Raw genomic sequence first — 17,906 nt, 5'->3', positions numbered from 1 at the left:
ATGAAAAATAGCTATTGGGCTTTAATATTAGGAGGAAGTAGTGGACTTGGTTTAGCTACGGCAAAGAAATTGGCAAGTCATGGCTATCATATTATAATCATGCATCGTGATCGCCGTGCGGCAATGGATGAGATAGAAAAAGATTTTGATGAAATTCGCTCTTACGGAAATGAGTTGATAGCAATGAACGTAGATGTATTGAATGCCGATAAACGGGCAGCAATCATTTCAGATATGCAGCAACAGTTACCAGAAGGGCATCAAGTAAAAGTGATGATACATAGCGTTGCAAAAGGAACCTTGAAGCCCATGTATTCAGAAAATAGACCAACTTTGGTCGATACCGATTTTAGGATCACTTTTGATGCTATGGCGTTGAGCTTGTACGATTGGACCAAGGCACTGGCAAAGGATGGTTTATTTGCTGATGATGCTCGCATTATATCATTTACAAGTGAGGGGAATACAAAAGCATTACCAAATTACAGTGCAGTTTCCGTGGCTAAAGTAGCCTTAGAGGCGTTGACCAGAAGTATTGCTTTGGAGTTTGCGCCAATGGGTATAAAGGCAAACTGCATACAGGCAGGTATTACCATGACAAAGTCTTTATCTATGATTCCCGGGTACGAGAAAATAAAAGAAAATGCATTAAAAAGAAATCCGCAGAACAAACTGACTATGCCCGAAGACGTTGCAAATGCAGTGTATTTGTTAACTATGGATGAAGCAAAATGGATTACGGGAACCGTCATAAAAGTTGATGGCGGCGAAAGTTTGATGTAATATTTATCAGCTGATGAAAGAATCTTATAATTGGATATTGAATTGTTTGCCCTACACGGAACCATTTCTTTTTGTAAATGAGATTTTGCATGTAGATGATAAAGGTGCTGAGGGTGTTTATAGGTTTTCACCCAATGCAGATTTTTATAAAGGTCATTTCAAAAACAATCCTGTTACACCGGGAGTGATTTTGACCGAATGTTGTGCACAAATCGGTTTGGTATGTTTGGGTATGTGTCTATTAGGGAAAGAGTCTGAAATAGGGAATATGGCAATAGGTATGAGCAGCTCACAAATGGAATTTTTGCAACCTGTTTTTCCTGGAGAACGAGTTAAGGTGGTTTCGGAATTAGTCTACTTTAGATTTCAGAAATTAAAATGTGAAGTAAAAATGTATAATGAAGACGATAAACTGGTCTGTAAAGGAGTTTTAGCGGGCATGATAGGAACAGCATATGAATAGACGCGTTGTAATTACGGGGTTGGGAGTATGTGCGCCAAACGGAGTAGGACTTACTGATTTTACAAATTCTTTGCTAGATGGTAAAAGCGGACTAAGGCATCAGCCAAATTTAGAGAAGCTTGGTTTTGGTTGTCAAGTAGCGGGAGAACCTTTGGTAAAAGATAAGCTTATAGATAATTACTTTACGCCTTTAGAGCGCAGAGGGCTGAATGCAACGGGAATCGTGTATGGTGTAATCGCAGGAATGGATGCTTGGAAAGATGCCGGTTTAGAGAAAAATACAACAGATGAGCCTAGTTGGGACCGAGGAATCATTTTTGGTACCGGTATTTTAGGGGTAGATAAATTTAGGGAAGCCATTCATTTAATTGATGAGGGCAATGTCCGTAGACTTGGAAGTACCTCGGTAATACAGACTATGGCAAGCGGTATAAGTGCCTATTTAGGTGGTTTGTTAGGTTGCGGAAATCAAGTTACCACGAACTCCGCAGCATGTACCACGGGTACCGAGGGTATACTAATGGCTTTTGACCGAATTAGTCAAGGGAAAGCCGAAATTATCTTGACAGGTAGTTGTAGTGATAGTGGACCGTATGTATGGGGTGGTTTTGATGCTATGCGTATTCTGCCTAGAGGCTATAATGATAACCCTACAAAAGCAAGTAGGCCCATGAGCGCAACAGCTGGCGGATTCATACCTGGTAGTGGAGCAGGAGCACTGGTATTAGAGTCCTTGGAAAGCGCAGAAAAGCGCGGTGCCCATATATATGCAGAAGTATTGGGAGGAAAAATCAATAGTGGCGGACAAATTGGGCAAGGGTCCATGACCGCACCAAATAGTATGGCGGTGCAACGTTGCATTAGAAACGCGGTGACCAATGCGGGTATTAAATCTTCAGATATAGATGTTATTAACGGTCATTTGACCGCAACATCTAAAGACGGACTAGAAATAGAAAATTGGAGTAAAGCGTTAGGCAGAGAACATGACGATTTTCCGTACATCAATTCATTTAAAGGTTCTGTGGGTCATTGTTTGGCTGCAGCTGGTAGTATTGAAAGTGTTGCTTCCATATTACAGTTTAAAGAGCAGGTAGTTTTTAAGAATGTGAACTGTGAAGATATTCATCCGGAGATTTCAGAATTAATATCGGAATCCTGCATCCCAAGGGAAACAAAAAAACATGCCCCTAAAGTAATTGCAAAAGCAAGTTTTGGATTCGGGGATGTAAATGCTTGTGTTATATTTAAGGCATTTAATAAAGATTAATAAAAACCATAATTATACCAAATAGTATTTTTAATTGAACTTATATATGCTTAAAGAAGAAAAATACCAAAAACTGAAAGAAATCATTAAAATCTATCTTCCCGAAGACGTAGCGGTTACTGACATTGAACAGGAAAGTCACTTCATGAACGATTTAAACATCAACTCTGCAAATCTTGTCGATATTGTGCTCGATGTAGAAGATGCTTTCGACATCCGTCTAGAAAATGAGGACATGGAAAAAATGCAAACAGTAAATGATGCCATGGCTATAATCGATGTCAAGCTAGCGGAGAAGTAATATTTTTTAGGACCCTGTAGCGAGTTATTCTTTATTTTTAATTAAGGTCGAAGCTAGAATTCCAGCAATTAATGAAACTGAAATTACGGTCAATGAAACCCATTCAGGTAAATGAATATAATGGGAGAACAACATCTTCAATCCTACAAAAGCTAGAATGACCACCAAACTGTAGTTGATATACTTAAATTTCTCTAGCATTCTTGAAATTAAAAAGTACATAGAACGCAATCCTAAAATTGCCAATATATTAGATGTAAATACGATAAAGGGGTCTGCGGTAATGGCTAGAATTGCAGGTATACTATCCAAGGCAAATAGTATATCGGTAAGTTCAATAACAATAAGGGCTACAAATAGGGGAGTAGCAGCATTAAGTCCCATTCTTTTTACAAAGAAATCATGACCGTGCATAGTCGTAGTAACCGGGTATATTTTCTTTATCTGCTTAAAAACAAAAGAGTCTTTTGGGTCAAAATCATCATCATCACCTTTTAGCATATTAAATGCTGTGTAAAGCAAGAATACACCAAATACATAAATAATCCATTCAAACTTGGTAATAAGTGCCACACCAAAGAATATCATTAAAGCCCTAAAGACAATAGCGCCTAAAATTCCCCAAAATAACACGCGGTGCTGGTATAATGGCGGAATCTTAAAAGAAGAGAATATCACTGCAATAACAAAAACGTTATCTACACTAAGAGAAAGTTCAATAAGATAACCGGTAATATACTTAAGTACAGCGTCATTAGGAGTCAGTCCTGTTGGGTTGGCAACAATCCCAGCATCAAAAACCCAGTAGATTATGCCGCTGAAGGCAAAAGCCACAGTTACAAAAATAGCGGTCCAGATTCCGGCTTCTTTAGATTTTATAACATGTTCATCCTTGTGAAAAACACCCAAATCCAAGGCAAGGAAAATAAGAACAAATGCAATAAAAGCGATCCAGACTATCATAGAATTTTTTTGAAGTTGCAAAGGTATTAAAAATTGACTTTAACAATTCCATTTCTCAAAAATGTTCAACTATTATAAATCAATATTTAAATGATTTCTTTTTACATGACAAATATCCAATAGATAAATACATATCATTAATGTAATCCTGTATTATTTTAATCATAAAAATTGAAGCTATAAATTGATGGTAGTACTGTTAAAATACAGAGATAAACATCATTTTATTAATTTTAACAGGTGCTAACAAAGTGCGTAAGTTTTTTCAACATATTGATTGTCAGGTAGTTTTAAGCCCTAAAAATATAATAAGTGTGTTCTGTCGGATAAACGACATTTTTTACTCGATGAAGTGTAATTTTATTTTGAAATCAAGAGAAGTATAATTTTTTTGTCTTAAATTTAGGGTAGAACAAGCTATTAAAATGAAAAAATTAACCATTTTTTGTGGTTTTTTGCTATGCCTTATTTTGGGTACGCAAAAAGCACAAGCACAAGATTCCCTACAGTCAGATGCAAGGGTAAAACAACGGATGCTTTTGAATCAGTTTGAATCTGATTATGTATTAACTGCTTCTGAAAGAGTTGCTTTAAGACAGAGTCGTTTGGCACATCAATACCGAATGAAAGAAATTCTAGATTCTATTGATATATCTGATGCAAGAAGAAAACGTTTAATTCAAGAATTGAAAAAGAATCCATTCTCAGAACGGGTACAATCCGTAATTGCAAATCACACTAATTCTACGGATAGTTTGGAATAATAAAAAAAATGCAGTCTAATGAGACTGCATTTTTGCTTTTCTTCTTTCCAATTGTCTTTTTAAATCTTCGATAGAAGAAGCAATCGCTGCTTCAAAACTATCTGAAGACGACTGTGCAAATAGGCGAGGACCTGGTGCACTCAAACGTATATTACATACCATACCTGAATCTGGAGAAGAGGTATTCTCTTTTTTAAAGAAAACATCCGACCGAACGATAAAATCGAATTTATCCAATAGTTTCTCTAATTTCTCAGCAGCCATTATTTCTAATCGGTTGCTAGCTTTAACATCGTCGTATTCAAAATTGATATTCATAGATTAAAAAGTTTAGTTTAAGGTACTCATTTCAACAACGCATTACAATTAAAAAATTCTTAATATTTTTTGCCGTAGGAGTTAAGAATTATTAATCCTTTTGTTTCTAAAAGGTTAGCTAAAATGTGTTCAATTTAAAGTAAAGTTAAACTTACACAAACATAGCTTAAATATACTCCTATTTTCTTATCTTGAAGTAAAATTCCCACAATAACATTTTTAAATCTTCTGCCATGGAAAATGTAAAGGATAAATCTACTTGTTTAGGAAAATTGGAACGCTGTAAAAACACCATTCAACATTTTAAAATTAGGGTAGATTCCTATTTATATGAACCTTCTACGGTGGCGCTGTTTGAAACTAAAGTGTATTTGAAAAATAAGATTTCTAAACTTTCTGAGGCGAATAAAAAGCTCTTAGAATATTTAAGGGCAACAAAAGAAGTATTACCTGAGCAATACAAAATGGTCAATTTTCATATTCGGGAAACTTCTGAGCTCGAATTTGATTTTATGGAATATACTTTAAAATTTAGGAAACCGGTTAATATAAGACAACACGTTTAAATACCTATTTCTTAGGTAATTGGTAAAAGGCAGTATTATTTGCCTATAACATTCATGTTTATGTATCATTTAAAAAAAATGTTACTAATTTAGACGTAGAACATTAATGAACTTGATATGAAAATTTATATGCGGCTAGCTATTTGCTGCACCTTTTTCTGTACGGCAATGTCGTATTCACAAACGAAAGATTCTACCACTATAAAACCAAATGAAGAAGACGAAGGTCCGGTAATGTTTCAGTTCGAACCTAATTATGAAACTGCCGTAATGTTACAAAGAGAGGCGCTGAAGCAAAAGATTAGAGGATTGGATACCTTAAATATATCTGACCGAAAACGTCAACGTATGATCAAGGCATTATATAAGGAGTCGCGCAACTTAAACTTCAAGAAGTCGGTATTGGTGAATACTGAATTCGAGGAAGAAGATTTTGAGGATTAGAACAAATCTTTTGGCATAGATTTCGTAGTGTAAAAGGAGAACGAACACATCGTATTAATGAGAACTCCATTTTTATTATTTATCGCTTATTGTATTTTATGCAGTTGCAAATCGTCAAAAACGATTATTAGCGATTCGCACCCTATTCATGCTTTAGTGACATCAAAAAATATTGAATTTACAGCTACTTCTGCAAGCCCAATGGTTACACAAAGTATGACTGCAATAGCCAATAGCGGACTCATTGCTCCGGGTAATACCGTTTCTAGAATAGATTTAAACGGTACCGGTAATTTCTTAAAGATAGAAGGTGATAGTGTATCGGCTAATTTACCTTATTTTGGTGAGCGTCAATTTGGTGGTGGTTATGGAACTACTCCGGGAATCGAGTTTAACGGACCTTCAAGTAATTACATTCAAGAATTTAATAAGGATAAGCAAAAATATACTATCAGCTTTCAGATCAACAATTCATCTGATAGATATATGGTTTATGTTGATATCTTTCCAAATATGTCTAGTGTAGTCTCTGTGAACATGGCAAATAGAAATGCGATCCAGTATAACGGTCGTGTAAATGCTATTGATAAAGGGCAATAACTTGTTTAAAACTAGTATTTTACTCGAATTTTTTAACTGATAATGTTAAGAAGAGCCCAAAAACGGAAGGTTTTACCATAATCTTCGTTATTCCCTATTAAGAACAATACCTTTGCACCTCAATTAAGTTAAATAGTAGAATTTAATAGTATGAGTAAAGTAAAAGCAGATAGTCAAGTAAAAGTACATTACACAGGTAAACTAAGTAATGGTCAAACATTTGACAGTTCAGTAGGTAGAGAGCCATTAGATGTAAAATTAGGACAAGGTAGCTTAATACCAGGTTTTGAAAAAGGATTGCTTGATATGGAGGTTAATGATAAGAAAACTATCGTTATCGCTAAAGAAGATGCATACGGTGAAAAGCAAAAAGAGCTTTTTCAAACAGTTCAAAAATCAGATTTACCAGCAGATATGGAGCCAAAAGTAGATATGGCACTTATGGCAACAAATGCAGATGGTAGCGAAAGACAATTACGTGTTGCGGAAGTAAACGATAATGATATCGTTGTAGATGCAAATCACCCATTAGCAGGTGAAGATTTAACCTTTGAATTAGAATTGGTTGAAGTTCAATAAAACGTATTGAATATTATTGAAAAAACCGCCTTGTAGGCGGTTTTTTTGTTTTTAAGCCTATAGGTTTCATAGTGCTAAATAGTATATTTGAATATGCATTTAAGAACACTGATATTCCTTACTACCGCGATTGTGATTATAGGTTGTAAAGAGAAAAAAACCACAAAGCCCCAACCTGAAAACAAGGAAACCGTTTCAGAAAAAGTGGTTACTTCTACTTTTGAAGATATAGAGGGTAACCCTATAGAATTAAGCGATTACAAGGGTAAGCGTGTATTACTAAATTATTGGGCAACCTGGTGTAGACCATGTATAGAAGAAATGCCGGATATGGAAAAAGCTCAAGCCATTTTAGCTGATGAAAATTATGTTTTTCTATTTGCATCTGATCAGTCCAAAGAAAAGATCGTGAAGTTTAAAGATGCGCGCGGATTTAAGTTAGAATTTATAAAGTTTAATGGTGTGTATGCAGAAGAAAATGTAAGTGCCCTTCCGGCAACATTTATATATAATGAGGCAGGGGAGAAGGTATTACGTTTTGATGGCGGATTGAAATGGGATAGTCCAGAAATGATTGATAAACTTAGAGCAGTACAGTAATGCGATTAAATAGTAGTTCCGTAGTTCTTTTTGTAGTAGGTAGTTTGCTTATGGGTTGCAGGGAAGAATCAAAAGCACCAAAGGCAGAAGTGCCAGTAGCTGTGGTGCAAGAAATAAAATCTCCCGCTTCGGCATCAAGTGCATTACCACACCTAATGTCCAATAAAGATGTAGCATTGCTTTCATGGGTAGAAACTTCCAATGATACTATTTCTACCATGCGATTTTCAGAATTGATTGATGGCGAGTGGCAAGAAGCACAAAATGTACTGAGTGGTACAAATTGGTTCGTGAATTGGGCAGATTACCCTATGATTACCGAAAACAACGGTAGTTTATGGTCTCACATATTAAAAAAATCTACTGAAGGCACCTATTCATATGATATAAAGATAAACGTGAAGCCTAAAGGTGCAACTGTTTGGAAAACAGACATGCCTTTACATACAGATGGTACACCTACGGAGCATGGCTTTGTAAGCATTGTGCCATATAACAATAACTTTTTTGTGAATTGGCTAGATGGTAGAAATACCGAAGAAAATGAAGCAGGGGAGCGAGGAGCAATGACACTTAGAGCAGGTGTGGTTTCTGTAACGGGAGAACTATTGCAGGAATATGAGTTGGATGCACGAACCTGCGATTGCTGCCAGACAACTTCCGCAATAACCGATAATGGTCCTGTTGTAACCTATAGAGATCGCTCAGATAATGAAATTCGAGATATTAGTATTGTTCGTCAAGTGGAGGGGGAGTGGACTACACCCAAGGTAATTCATGAAGATGATTGGCAGATAAAAGGCTGCCCGGTCAACGGACCTAAAGTTGATGCACTTGGTAATAGTTTGGTAGTAGCTTGGTTTACCGGAGCATCAAAAAAACAAAAAGTACAAATTGCTTTTTCTTCGGATGGTGGCGCGAAATTTACAAAACCGGTTATAGTTGCGGAAGGCGCTATTATGGGTCGGGTAGATGTGTTATGGATGGATGAAGATCAAGCTGTTGTAAGTTGGATGGAAGCCAATGACAAAACCGCATTATTCAAAGCTATGATTGTACATAAAGATGGCACAACTTCCAAGAAACAATTAATTACTGAAATGGCAGATTCCCGTAAATCTGGATTCCCTCAAATGGAAATAGTGGAAGAAACCCTCTATTTTGCGTGGACAGAGCAATTGGGCTCAGTTACACAAGTACGTACAGCAAAGATGTCTATTGACGCGTTTTCGTTTAATTAACTGAAATCAATTCGATATCAAAAACTAATACAGAGCCACCAGGTATACCATTAAAATCAAAACTACCATAAGCTAAGTGAGAAGGAATAAGCAATACGCCATTTCCGCCTTCATTGAAAAGGGGAATACCTTCTGTCCACCCGGCGATAACTTGATCAAGACCAATTGATAATCCGTCAGTACTTTGGTCAAAAACAGTACCATCTAAAAAATATCCTCTGTACGCAACCGTAACATTTGATGTGGCCGATGGTTGTGCTCCGTCACCTTGATTTTCAATAATATAATGCAAGCCAGATGCCGTGGTTTGTGATTCTAGTTCGTTTGCAACTAAATATGCATTGATTTCTTCTTCATTAATAACGGTATAATCAATAGGCTCAACAACCGTAGGCGTTTTATCATCTGATGACAAGCATGAAACCATAGTGGTCGCAAGAAAAAATAGAACTAAATATTTCATTATATAAATTTTTGATGGAAGATAGTACTTGAAGTAATACTATTGATATATCTTAAGAAGCATTTAACCATTAAGATGTTATGTAGTAAATAAACTAGGCAATGAATGTGTTTACAGAAAACCGAACACTACAATTCTTATACAGATATTTTTGAAATTTAATGGCGTGAGATTGCGATTCAAAAATAACGGCTTCTGTAATGCTGTTCGCTAAAACAAGATGCCCAATAAGGTATTCTACGTAGTAGGTATTGTTTTCAGAAAGGAGAACAAAATTTGGTTTGGTCGTCACGTTTATTATTTTACGATACTAAAATAAAGCATTTATTTATGTGATCCTAATTTTTTTGAAATTCCTTGTAAAATGGTTAATCTATTAGGGTTGGATCGGTAAGTTTTCTATATGATATGTAATACCCATTAACTCATATGCAGCTGGTATTAAAAAATAAAATTTAGATAGTTTTTGATTTTTGGCATTATAATTGCAACTTCACAAGTAATTATTAATATCAAATTATATTACATTTATGAGTACAGGAACAGTTAAATTCTTCAATGATGAAAAAGGCTTCGGCTTTATTACAGAAGAAGGTTCAACGAACGATCATTTCGTTCACATTTCAGGATTAGTTGACAAAATTCGCGAAGGCGATGAAGTAGAATTTGAACTAACCCAAGGAAAAAAAGGTTTAAACGCAGTTAACGTTAGAGTTATAGAATAAACTTCAAAAAGTCCGTCAGCAATGACGGACTTTTTATTTGGTATAAAACCCAAATACGGTGCTAGGCAACCGTTTCTATTAAATGCCTACTATCTTTATAGATATCTCAAGGTAAGTGCAATCTTGTAACGCCTTCTTAACCACAAGTAATACCATTATTAACTATATATATTATAAACACTATGTTAGATCAATTAAAGCAAATGGCAATTGAAAAATTGCAAGAAACAATGAGTGCAAATTCTTTAAATTCTGAAGCAACTAGCGGAGCTGCTGAAGAGGGAGCATCTTCACTAATAGACGGACTTATGGAAAAAGTAGGTGCTGGCGATTTAGGAGCAGTAACCAGTTTGTTTTCAAATGACGGAAATGCAACTGAAGACAGTGGTATCGTTCAAAATTTGAAAGGTAAACTAGCTGAAATACTCGAGAGCAAAGGCATGAATGCAGAAGAAGCACAAGCAGAAGCTAGTAATGTAGCACCAGGCTTGGTAGATAGCCTTAAAGAAAAGTTTTTATCTGACGAAGCATCAGATTCCGCTTTTAGTTTAGAAAGTCTTAGTGGTTTAGTTGGTGGCGATGCCGGCAGCTTACTTGATAAGGCGAAAGGACTTTTCTAAGAGTAATTACTTTTCTCATAGTACATATGAAACCGTTCAGCAATGAGCGGTTTTTTTATTTAAAAGCTTTATATGGTTTTTTGTGTATTAGGTCTGATTTTTGAGGAAAATTCATTTTTTAACACAATCAATTGTAAAATGACACGTTAATTCAATAAAATAATTGGTTTATGAAAATTTCATTGAGTTCCCAAAAAGTAGCTGTTTTATCTGAATTGGAAAGAAAAAGAAAATCGGTAGAAGAATTGTTATTGAAGATGGAATCTTATTTATATGAACCGCAAACCCAAAGTCGCTTTCAAAAAAAAGAGATCTTAAAATCGAACATAAGTCGTACTGCGGATAGTACCGGGTCGTTATTGGAAATTTTAAGGATGAACGATATTTCTATTATGGAAAGTATGGATGATGTAGAACGCCAAATAGAAGAATGTTATGAGTTGGAATTAGAAGTGGCAAAGTATGTTTTAAACCGATAACATAAACCGTATAATATTTATGAAAACCGCTCAGAAATGAGCGGTTTTTTTTATGCCTATTTGTTGTGTGCTAAGTATTTAAGATATAATAGGGTAGTGACAAGTATTTGAAATAGGGGAGTTGGTACACTAAAACATGTATACAAAAGTTGTATATATAACCACAATTTTAAATGACCTTTTAATGGAGACGTTATTACCTATCTTAAAAACAGCTGATTACCGTAAAGATGAAAAACTACAGTTTAAAGAACTTTTATTTAATGACAGTATAGCCCCTGTGGTGGCTTATGGTAAAGATAGCGGTAATGCCATGGTGTATGAAAGTGCTTCGGATGAAACAGATTTGTATAATAGATTTCCGGGAATAAAGAAAGAGGCGCTTGCGAATTTAAAAGCAATAGATGTAGACTATCAAATAACAGATGCAGAGGGGTCAAAAATACTATTTGCCGAAGGCAATGAATACGCCAGTGAAAAGATATTGGATAAGGATTTCATGATCAAGATTGCTGCAGAGCTGAAGTGCGATACGCTGATGGTTGGTATACCTTTTAAGGGTGTGTTGATGGCTATTGATTCTAATTCAGAGATGCGTTTAAAGCTACCAGTGGTCGTAAAACAGTACTTTGAGAATCCGCAGCAAGACCCCATTTCAGATAAAGTATTTTTGGTCCAAAATGGGGAAGTGGTTGCCATGGGAGGAGAGAAATTACCAGAAAATAAATCTGATGAAAATTTTGTGATTTCTGAGAATAAGGCGCAAAACTATGGTATCGAACTAAAAAGTAAGAATATAGAAGAACTGGTAACCGATATAAATACATCTTTTCAGCAGGTTATGCTTATGATATTGCAACGTAAATCTTTTGGCGGTGAAATAACCTTTAAATTAAGTAAGGCTATTGTTAAAGATGACACTTTAATAAATAAATGCAATTCTATCATAGAGCAGATTGAGAAGAACGAGATGCTACAAACCATTTCTCAGGCATTGGCATCAAGTAAAGTACAGTTTAAGTTTTTGCATGATGGTATACTAATAGCTCCAACAGCTACAGCTATACCAATTGAACCCAAGCCAATAAATTCACCAAAAGAAGTTGTCAAAGAAACCATTAAGAAAATAGAACCAGTTGCTGTAAAGAAAAAAGCACCGGCGACGACCAAGAAATCTAAACCATGGTGGAAATTTTGGGCAAGTGAAGAACAAGAAACTCCAGAAATGATTAAAGCTGCAGAAGAAAAAGCAAAACTAGATGAACTGAAATCTGGTACACAAAGAGATTTCGATAAGTCTGATCATAATAAGTTTATGCCAAAATAACTTAAGTTTTTGAATGTTAACAAATGTAATGAAATATGTATATAATAGTGGAGTCTCAAAAAGTCTATTTTACATAATATAAATTATAGAACAATTATAGTGTTTTTGTGTATAGCGCATTTCCGCGCTATTATACATAGTTACGTTATAAGGCGCGCAGGAGAATTATAACTAAGTAATTATGTAAAAACGAAACTACGGTAAGTTCAACTATATTCTAATTTAGGCAACGGTTTCATTTCGTATGCAAAAGCAATTTGCCATTGGCTAATCTTATTTATCACGGGTTATGTAAAATTGCAGCACAGCCAATCGCTCGATTGCTTTTTAAAAATAAACGCTTTATGGTGTTCATTTTAAAACACAATTTGGCAACGCTTGGCCAGCGCCAAAAAAAGCAAAACTGGTAGATTCTTTTAAAATTTGCGATTTATGAGAAACTATCTGCCCGTAAATTTTTCAGGAGATTCTCGGCAGTTTGCCGCAACAGCTCAAAATTTCGAAAATAAAATTTCTGAGCACTTGCTACCTAGAGCGTTCCTAGAAACCTTTTTTCAATTTCTATTTTACATAATGTAGAGATATGAAATTAGTTTCTCAAACTTTAATTGCATCTTAATCTTGACCTATACCAACTGCATTCATTATTGCTGTCTAACCCACAAACCATTAAATAGCCTTGCCCATCACAATAATCCTCTCCGCACCTACATCTGTCAGTTAAACCCTCTCTTTCAATTTCTTCCTTGGTGGCTAACGTTACCTCTACCATTTGACCTCGAATTTTTAGTTTCTTAGTTGACATAATTGTTTGATTTTATGATTATTAATAGAATAAATAATAAGTTAAGTATTTTCTTTTTTTCTTGATAAAAAAAGAAACAAAAAAATCAAGGCTTACAGATAATTTTGGAAACAATGTACGGGTTGGTCACTAAATTTTAGGATCCATTGTAACTTTTAAGACTGCTTTAAGGTTAAAGAACCTTTTTAATTGTCAAGAAAAATAGTAACCAGCTCCCTAAAATTCTTAACGCTCCTCTCCCCTATTGTTTTGCCAAAATTCTCTTAGGCCGTATCCGAATTAAATTTAATTTAAGTATTCATAATAACTAAATGGTTTTCCAAAATACATATCTTCCATATTCTTGGGTAATTCATCTGGGTTATCTGATTTTATATCAAGATGTGAGATTAATCTATTTAAATATGATATTTGCTGTTCTCTTCTTTTATCTAATTCCCTAAGTTGCCTTGATACAATTTTGTTGTTACTTAGTAAACAAAACCCATTTGTCCAGCATAGACCTTGATTAAAATTTTCATTATCATAATTATATAAAGTAATTCTTCCAACTGACATTGAAAGAAGACGTTGTTGTAAACTAAATATTATTTGTCTTTTACTTTTTCTGGAATACTTATTTATATCAACTAGACACCTATTTCTATTCATTCCTAAGGCTAATAAGATTCTTTGAGTTTCTTTAATTTGCTTTCTAACTTCTTTATTAATTGAACTTTTTCTTATTCTTAACTCTCCTTTATAATTAATTTGATATCCTACAAAAGCCAACCAGGGCACATTGTTTTTACTTTCATATTTATTACCCCAGTAATAAGGTTCCTTTGATTTAGCTTTCCAGAATTTCTTTGCAGAAGTTTTATAATCTTTGCATTTAACTGTTTCATGAAATAAAAGAAAACTATCAGTTAAGCCTTTTTTAAATGTTTCAAGTGCATTCTTACATACTGTTTTATCCGAATGTGCAATTACCATATCATCGCAATATCTAACGTATAAAAGGTCTTTATCTACTTCAACAACAGACTCATCTACCTTACTTAGTATTAGGTTTGCAATAAAGCAGGAAACGGCATTGCCTTGTGGTACTCCAATTTTGAAATCATTTACATATTCTTTTGAATATTTTGTTTTTAATTGGTTACCAACCCATCCAAATTCACCAGCTGGGACACCATTTTTTTTGAAATAGTTCGGCTCTAAGTTTTTTGGCAAAACATCTTTATTAAATGAATATGAATCAAGGAATAAGTAAAACAACCTAATTGCTTTTGGTGAAATATTTTCTCCCCGCAGTTTTAGTTTTTCTATTCCTTCATAGAAAACTTTTTCTAGATGTCTATGCTGTACTATATCAAAAAATTTTTGGATATCACATTCCGCTACCCATAGTTTAGTAAACTTTTTTTTGTGTTTTAAAATTTTCTCGATTGAGTCATGATGGTTTGGAATTTTACCATTTTTTCGAGCTCTAAATGCAAAGGAGCAATCTAAAAAAATCGCATCAAATTTTACAGTTAAATATCTAGAGAAAGCAGATGTAATAATTTTATCAATTAAACCATATTTTGCAATAGGTCTGTAAACAAATTTATCTCCTTTAGCAGACTTAAGAAGAGGGAATAATTCAGGTTTTGTTATTTTAAATCCATTGTCATCAATATGATTTACACTATCCCTGATAGATTCACAAAATCTCAACAGCTTTGTATACCATAATTCTGGTACTTTTGATTTCTTATCAACTTGAAACTTCTCGTATTTATATGATTTCCAAAGTCTATGTTGATTTCTCTCTATACTATTAGTGTATTTAGAAGAATGTAGGCGTTCATTTTGGTTGAGTTTTTTCCAATTTCGTCTTGTAGGAAAGATTGATTGTAAAAATTGAAAATCTTCATCAGAATCGGTTATCGAAATATTGTTAGTCCTTTTGTGCAGACTTATATCTCGAATCATATGTTTTTTATGTCTTTTATGAGAAATACCAGCTCTATGTTTACAGAGCATTTTTATTAAAGAAGTATCAGAATAATAATTTAAGAAATCGTCCATTTGAATAAGGCGTAAACGTAGTAACCAATTTGATTGAGATACATTGCCGCATACAAATACAGCAGAGACCGTTAACAACAGGATTAATAGGTCTCGTTAATTGTTTCAGCGCTTTCTATTATAACCATTTGACAATTATCTTACTCACACCTAAAGACTATGCGTCTTCTACCTGCTCAACATAATGAGGTATAAACCCCACCCTTCCTTACGCCTTAAATCAAATAGACTATATTTATTGTTTTTAATTGTATATCAAAATATGAAAGTTTCAAAGTTCAATAATATTTATTCTAAAAGTGTAATACAATCGGAATTACTTAATGAACTTATCGACATTAAGAAGGGAAAGTACAAAAATATTATAGAAAAATGTAGATATTTTACTAATAAAAAAGAATATGATTCTTACAAATCTATAAAAATAAGTTTACCTACAGTTACTTTTTGTGGAACATTTGAAAATGGTAGAAGACTTGAACATCTTGTTTCGTACAATAAGATTATGATTCTAGATATTGACCATGTTGATTCTAAAAATATTCACTCAGTAAAAAAACAAATACAAAACGATAAATATATATATTCTGTATGGTTATCACCATCAGGGGAAGGTTTAAAAGCCTTAGTAAAGATTGATGGCTCTCCTGAAGAACATAAAGCAAGTTTCGTTTCTTTAAAGGAATATTTTCTTTCTACTTATCAAATAGAGCTAGATAATAGTGGCAGCGATATTACTAGATTATGTTTTGTTTCTTGGGATGAGAATTTATTTCTAAATAAAACATCAGTAGTATATAAAGATAAAGCGAAAATAGAAAGGGTTAAATTAAAGGACAAAAAAAATATTAATAAAGCAAATACATCTTTAGTTAAAAGTGCTTTTGCAACTGAGGGTCTTAATAAATCTGAGCATAGAAAAATGATTAGTTTGATAATAAAATATTTGAAACGCAAAAACCTGACTATTACAAATACTTTTGATGAATGGTTTAGAGTAGCTATAGCCATTGCTGGTACATTTAGTTATGATGTTGGAGAGAAATATTATTTAAATTTATGTGAATTGGATAAGGAGAAACATAATGAATTGGAAAGCAAAAACATTCTCAAGTATTGTTATAATAGAAGAAATTTAGATAACCAATCAGGGATATCTTTCGGAACTATTGTTTTTTATGCTAAACAAAAAGGCTTCATTACTAAAAAAGAAAAATATTCAAGTTAAACCATTTCACACACATTGCCTTCCCTCCTACTGTCGCTCAGTTAATAAGTGTTCCATTACCCTGTATAAGAAGCTTTTAGAAGAAAAGTTTAAAGAAAGTGAAGTGCCAAATACGCCAGCGCACCATCTCGCTCAAAAAGATAAAGGTCTCCCAGACCTTCATATTTTATGCCGTACCCAAGCAAAGTTACATAACGCAAGACATTATAATTCAAAAAATGAATCATAATTTGTTGTGATATAAAATAGCGGTAAGTTATTGCGAATATTGAGCTAATTCAACAAACTGGCGCTATCAATAGTAACAAATAATTACTTCTTAGAAGTTTGCTCTAAATAGGTGCTTTCAAAGATTTTATCAGCATTAGCAGCTTCAAAACCTTCTCTTCTGTGCTCCCTTTGAATATCATTCTTGGCTAAAGACTTAAATTCTGGTAGTATAGAACGCTCTGCGAATTCAACATAACTTCCTGAAATTTTCATTTTTTCGTTATGGGCAAAAGTCGCGTCTACCATTTTGGCTACCGAACTACTTTGACGTAATAATCCATCATTACTGGTTTTTATAATTCCGCCAGATGAATTTAGAACAATTCCCAATCCTTTTAAAAATTCATTGAAAACCTCTAGGGAATTATATGGAGAAGGCAAATCATGAACGCTAATAGTATAATGATTTAAATAATAGCGGTTATAAATTACCCAAGCTGCATACTCACTTTCCTCCGATAGTTTTTGAAAATCAGCTAATGTTGGCAACTTCCATAACGGCTTATAGAAAAAATCTCCAACAGCCTGGGTGTCGTCTAAATCAATGGCATCTATCGGGTCGGCGTTGATGGTATTGGTATATTCAGAAATGATACGTTGTGCATGATTAGAAAGGTCCTCTACTCTTAACTCGCTAATAAATATTCTAGGATATTCTGGACTTGGCGGTGCATACCAATAGGCATCTAATTTTTTAGCAGCAAAGTGATAGGAATCCATTTTAGAATATCCGTAGTGTAAAAATATCTTTTCAAAAGAAGAAATTCCCAAATTGGGAACACCAAGTGTACGAAACGCTATATGATCGTTTATAATCTCATTTTCGTTAGCGATCATATTGGCTTCGATCATTGCCTTGGTAATTTTTTCTACATCGGTTACACTTTTTTTATAGGGAAGAAACAAAGCTGTTAACACTTTATCTAAAGCAGTATTCTGTTCAAAATTCATAGTACGCAGGTATTAAGATTTGATGGTAAGATTAATTTAGCTATAATTATTGTACAAAGTTCTTGTCTATTTTAACAATAAACAATTAACA

The 17,906-nt window shown here is 34.0% G+C and carries 22 protein-coding genes; 16 read left to right on the top strand and 6 right to left on the bottom strand.

Translation table 11 applies throughout. The annotated features are described in order from the left end of the window. The 4 genes from UH1x_RS19870 to UH1x_RS19855 are packed head-to-tail and all read left to right on the top strand — an operon-like array spanning position 1 to position 2,817. The gene (locus UH1x_RS19870; protein ID WP_482623864.1) at positions 1–783 is read left to right on the top strand and encodes an SDR family oxidoreductase; all 783 of its coding nucleotides are present in this window, start codon (positions 1–3) and stop codon (positions 781–783) included. 13 nt (positions 784–796) lie between these two features. Continuing rightward, the gene (locus tag UH1x_RS19865) at positions 797–1,246 is read left to right on the top strand and encodes a 3-hydroxyacyl-ACP dehydratase FabZ family protein (RefSeq protein ID WP_482623863.1); all 450 of its coding nucleotides are present in this window, start codon (positions 797–799) and stop codon (positions 1,244–1,246) included. Continuing rightward, complete coding sequence (locus tag UH1x_RS19860; RefSeq protein ID WP_482623861.1) at positions 1,239–2,516, top strand: beta-ketoacyl-[acyl-carrier-protein] synthase family protein; 1,278 nt, start codon at positions 1,239–1,241, stop codon at positions 2,514–2,516. Before UH1x_RS19865 ends, UH1x_RS19860 begins: the two co-directional genes overlap by 8 nt. A 46-nt stretch (positions 2,517–2,562) precedes the next feature. After that, on the top strand, positions 2,563–2,817 hold the full coding sequence (locus tag UH1x_RS19855; RefSeq protein WP_482623859.1) for an acyl carrier protein: 255 nt from the start codon (positions 2,563–2,565) through the stop codon (positions 2,815–2,817). Positions 2,818–2,841: 24 nt separating this feature from the next. Here the strand turns inward: UH1x_RS19855 and UH1x_RS19850 are convergent, their stop codons facing one another. Then, entirely contained in the window at positions 2,842–3,780 is a 939-nt protein-coding gene (locus UH1x_RS19850) for a TerC/Alx family metal homeostasis membrane protein (protein ID WP_482623857.1), read from the bottom strand. 425 nt (positions 3,781–4,205) lie between these two features. On the opposite strand from UH1x_RS19850, the gene UH1x_RS19845 reads away from it, so the two are divergent. Beyond that, on the top strand, positions 4,206–4,544 hold the full coding sequence (locus tag UH1x_RS19845) for a hypothetical protein (protein ID WP_482623855.1): 339 nt from the start codon (positions 4,206–4,208) through the stop codon (positions 4,542–4,544). 15 nt (positions 4,545–4,559) lie between these two features. Here the strand turns inward: UH1x_RS19845 and hpf are convergent, their stop codons facing one another. Beyond that, the gene (gene hpf / locus UH1x_RS19840; RefSeq protein WP_036154725.1) at positions 4,560–4,862 is read right to left on the bottom strand and encodes a ribosome hibernation-promoting factor, HPF/YfiA family; all 303 of its coding nucleotides are present in this window, start codon (positions 4,860–4,862) and stop codon (positions 4,560–4,562) included. Positions 4,863–5,095: 233 nt separating this feature from the next. Between hpf and UH1x_RS19835 the strand changes: the two genes are divergently transcribed. From UH1x_RS19835 to UH1x_RS19810, 6 genes are all read left to right on the top strand, one after another. After that, on the top strand, positions 5,096–5,428 hold the full coding sequence (locus UH1x_RS19835) for a hypothetical protein (RefSeq protein ID WP_482623854.1): 333 nt from the start codon (positions 5,096–5,098) through the stop codon (positions 5,426–5,428). A 117-nt stretch (positions 5,429–5,545) separates the two neighbouring features. Then, positions 5,546–5,872 carry a hypothetical protein gene (locus UH1x_RS19830; protein ID WP_482623852.1) on the top strand — a complete coding sequence of 109 codons (327 nt, stop codon included), beginning with the start codon at positions 5,546–5,548 and terminating at the stop codon, positions 5,870–5,872. 156 nt (positions 5,873–6,028) lie between these two features. Continuing rightward, positions 6,029–6,472: a DUF4251 domain-containing protein gene (locus tag UH1x_RS19825; RefSeq protein ID WP_482623850.1), complete on the top strand. Its 444-nt coding sequence runs from the start codon at positions 6,029–6,031 to the stop codon at positions 6,470–6,472. Positions 6,473–6,622: 150 nt separating this feature from the next. After that, positions 6,623–7,051, top strand: a complete 429-nt coding sequence (locus UH1x_RS19820) for an FKBP-type peptidyl-prolyl cis-trans isomerase (protein WP_405414490.1) — start codon at positions 6,623–6,625, stop codon at positions 7,049–7,051. Positions 7,052–7,144: 93 nt separating this feature from the next. Continuing rightward, positions 7,145–7,651: a TlpA family protein disulfide reductase gene (locus UH1x_RS19815; RefSeq protein ID WP_482623848.1), complete on the top strand. Its 507-nt coding sequence runs from the start codon at positions 7,145–7,147 to the stop codon at positions 7,649–7,651. After that, positions 7,651–8,892, top strand: a complete 1,242-nt coding sequence (locus UH1x_RS19810) for a hypothetical protein (RefSeq protein ID WP_482623846.1) — start codon at positions 7,651–7,653, stop codon at positions 8,890–8,892. The genes UH1x_RS19815 and UH1x_RS19810 overlap by 1 nt, the downstream gene beginning before the upstream one ends. On the opposite strand, the gene UH1x_RS19805 is transcribed toward UH1x_RS19810, so the two are convergent. Both UH1x_RS19805 and UH1x_RS19800 read right to left on the bottom strand, forming a co-directional pair. Next, on the bottom strand, positions 8,885–9,355 hold the full coding sequence (locus UH1x_RS19805; protein ID WP_482623844.1) for an FKBP-type peptidyl-prolyl cis-trans isomerase: 471 nt from the start codon (positions 9,353–9,355) through the stop codon (positions 8,885–8,887). The two genes, UH1x_RS19810 and UH1x_RS19805, sit on opposite strands and share 8 nt — an antisense overlap. A gap of 94 nt (positions 9,356–9,449) precedes the next feature. Then, positions 9,450–9,647 carry a hypothetical protein gene (locus tag UH1x_RS19800; protein ID WP_084684675.1) on the bottom strand — a complete coding sequence of 66 codons (198 nt, stop codon included), beginning with the start codon at positions 9,645–9,647 and terminating at the stop codon, positions 9,450–9,452. Between the two features lie 238 nt (positions 9,648–9,885). On the opposite strand from UH1x_RS19800, the gene UH1x_RS19795 reads away from it, so the two are divergent. The 4 genes from UH1x_RS19795 to UH1x_RS19780 all read left to right on the top strand — a co-directional run bounded on the left by UH1x_RS19795 (position 9,886) and on the right by UH1x_RS19780 (position 12,506). Beyond that, entirely contained in the window at positions 9,886–10,080 is a 195-nt protein-coding gene (locus tag UH1x_RS19795) for a cold-shock protein (RefSeq protein ID WP_482623842.1), read from the top strand. A gap of 182 nt (positions 10,081–10,262) precedes the next feature. Next, a complete protein-coding gene (locus UH1x_RS19790; RefSeq protein ID WP_405397155.1) occupies positions 10,263–10,700 on the top strand; it encodes a hypothetical protein in 438 nt (145 codons plus the stop codon). Between the two features lie 170 nt (positions 10,701–10,870). Beyond that, complete coding sequence (locus UH1x_RS19785; RefSeq protein ID WP_482623840.1) at positions 10,871–11,179, top strand: hypothetical protein; 309 nt, start codon at positions 10,871–10,873, stop codon at positions 11,177–11,179. A gap of 184 nt (positions 11,180–11,363) precedes the next feature. Beyond that, complete coding sequence (locus UH1x_RS19780; RefSeq protein ID WP_482623838.1) at positions 11,364–12,506, top strand: hypothetical protein; 1,143 nt, start codon at positions 11,364–11,366, stop codon at positions 12,504–12,506. Between the two features lie 1,090 nt (positions 12,507–13,596). Here UH1x_RS19780 and UH1x_RS19775 read toward each other — a convergent pair. Further along, positions 13,597–15,366: a reverse transcriptase domain-containing protein gene (locus UH1x_RS19775; RefSeq protein ID WP_482623836.1), complete on the bottom strand. Its 1,770-nt coding sequence runs from the start codon at positions 15,364–15,366 to the stop codon at positions 13,597–13,599. Positions 15,367–15,628: 262 nt separating this feature from the next. Between UH1x_RS19775 and UH1x_RS19770 the strand changes: the two genes are divergently transcribed. Continuing rightward, positions 15,629–16,594 (top strand): BT4734/BF3469 family protein, encoded by a 966-nt coding sequence (locus tag UH1x_RS19770; protein ID WP_482623834.1) that lies wholly within the window; start codon positions 15,629–15,631, stop codon positions 16,592–16,594. 312 nt (positions 16,595–16,906) lie between these two features. Here UH1x_RS19770 and UH1x_RS19765 read toward each other — a convergent pair whose 3' ends face one another. After that, the gene (locus UH1x_RS19765; protein ID WP_482623832.1) at positions 16,907–17,815 is read right to left on the bottom strand and encodes a 2-oxoadipate dioxygenase/decarboxylase family protein; all 909 of its coding nucleotides are present in this window, start codon (positions 17,813–17,815) and stop codon (positions 16,907–16,909) included. Positions 17,816–17,906 lie beyond the last annotated feature (91 nt).

The organism is Maribacter sp. UH1, from assembly GCF_056839145.1.
This window is presented reverse-complemented; position numbering and strand designations above follow the sequence as displayed.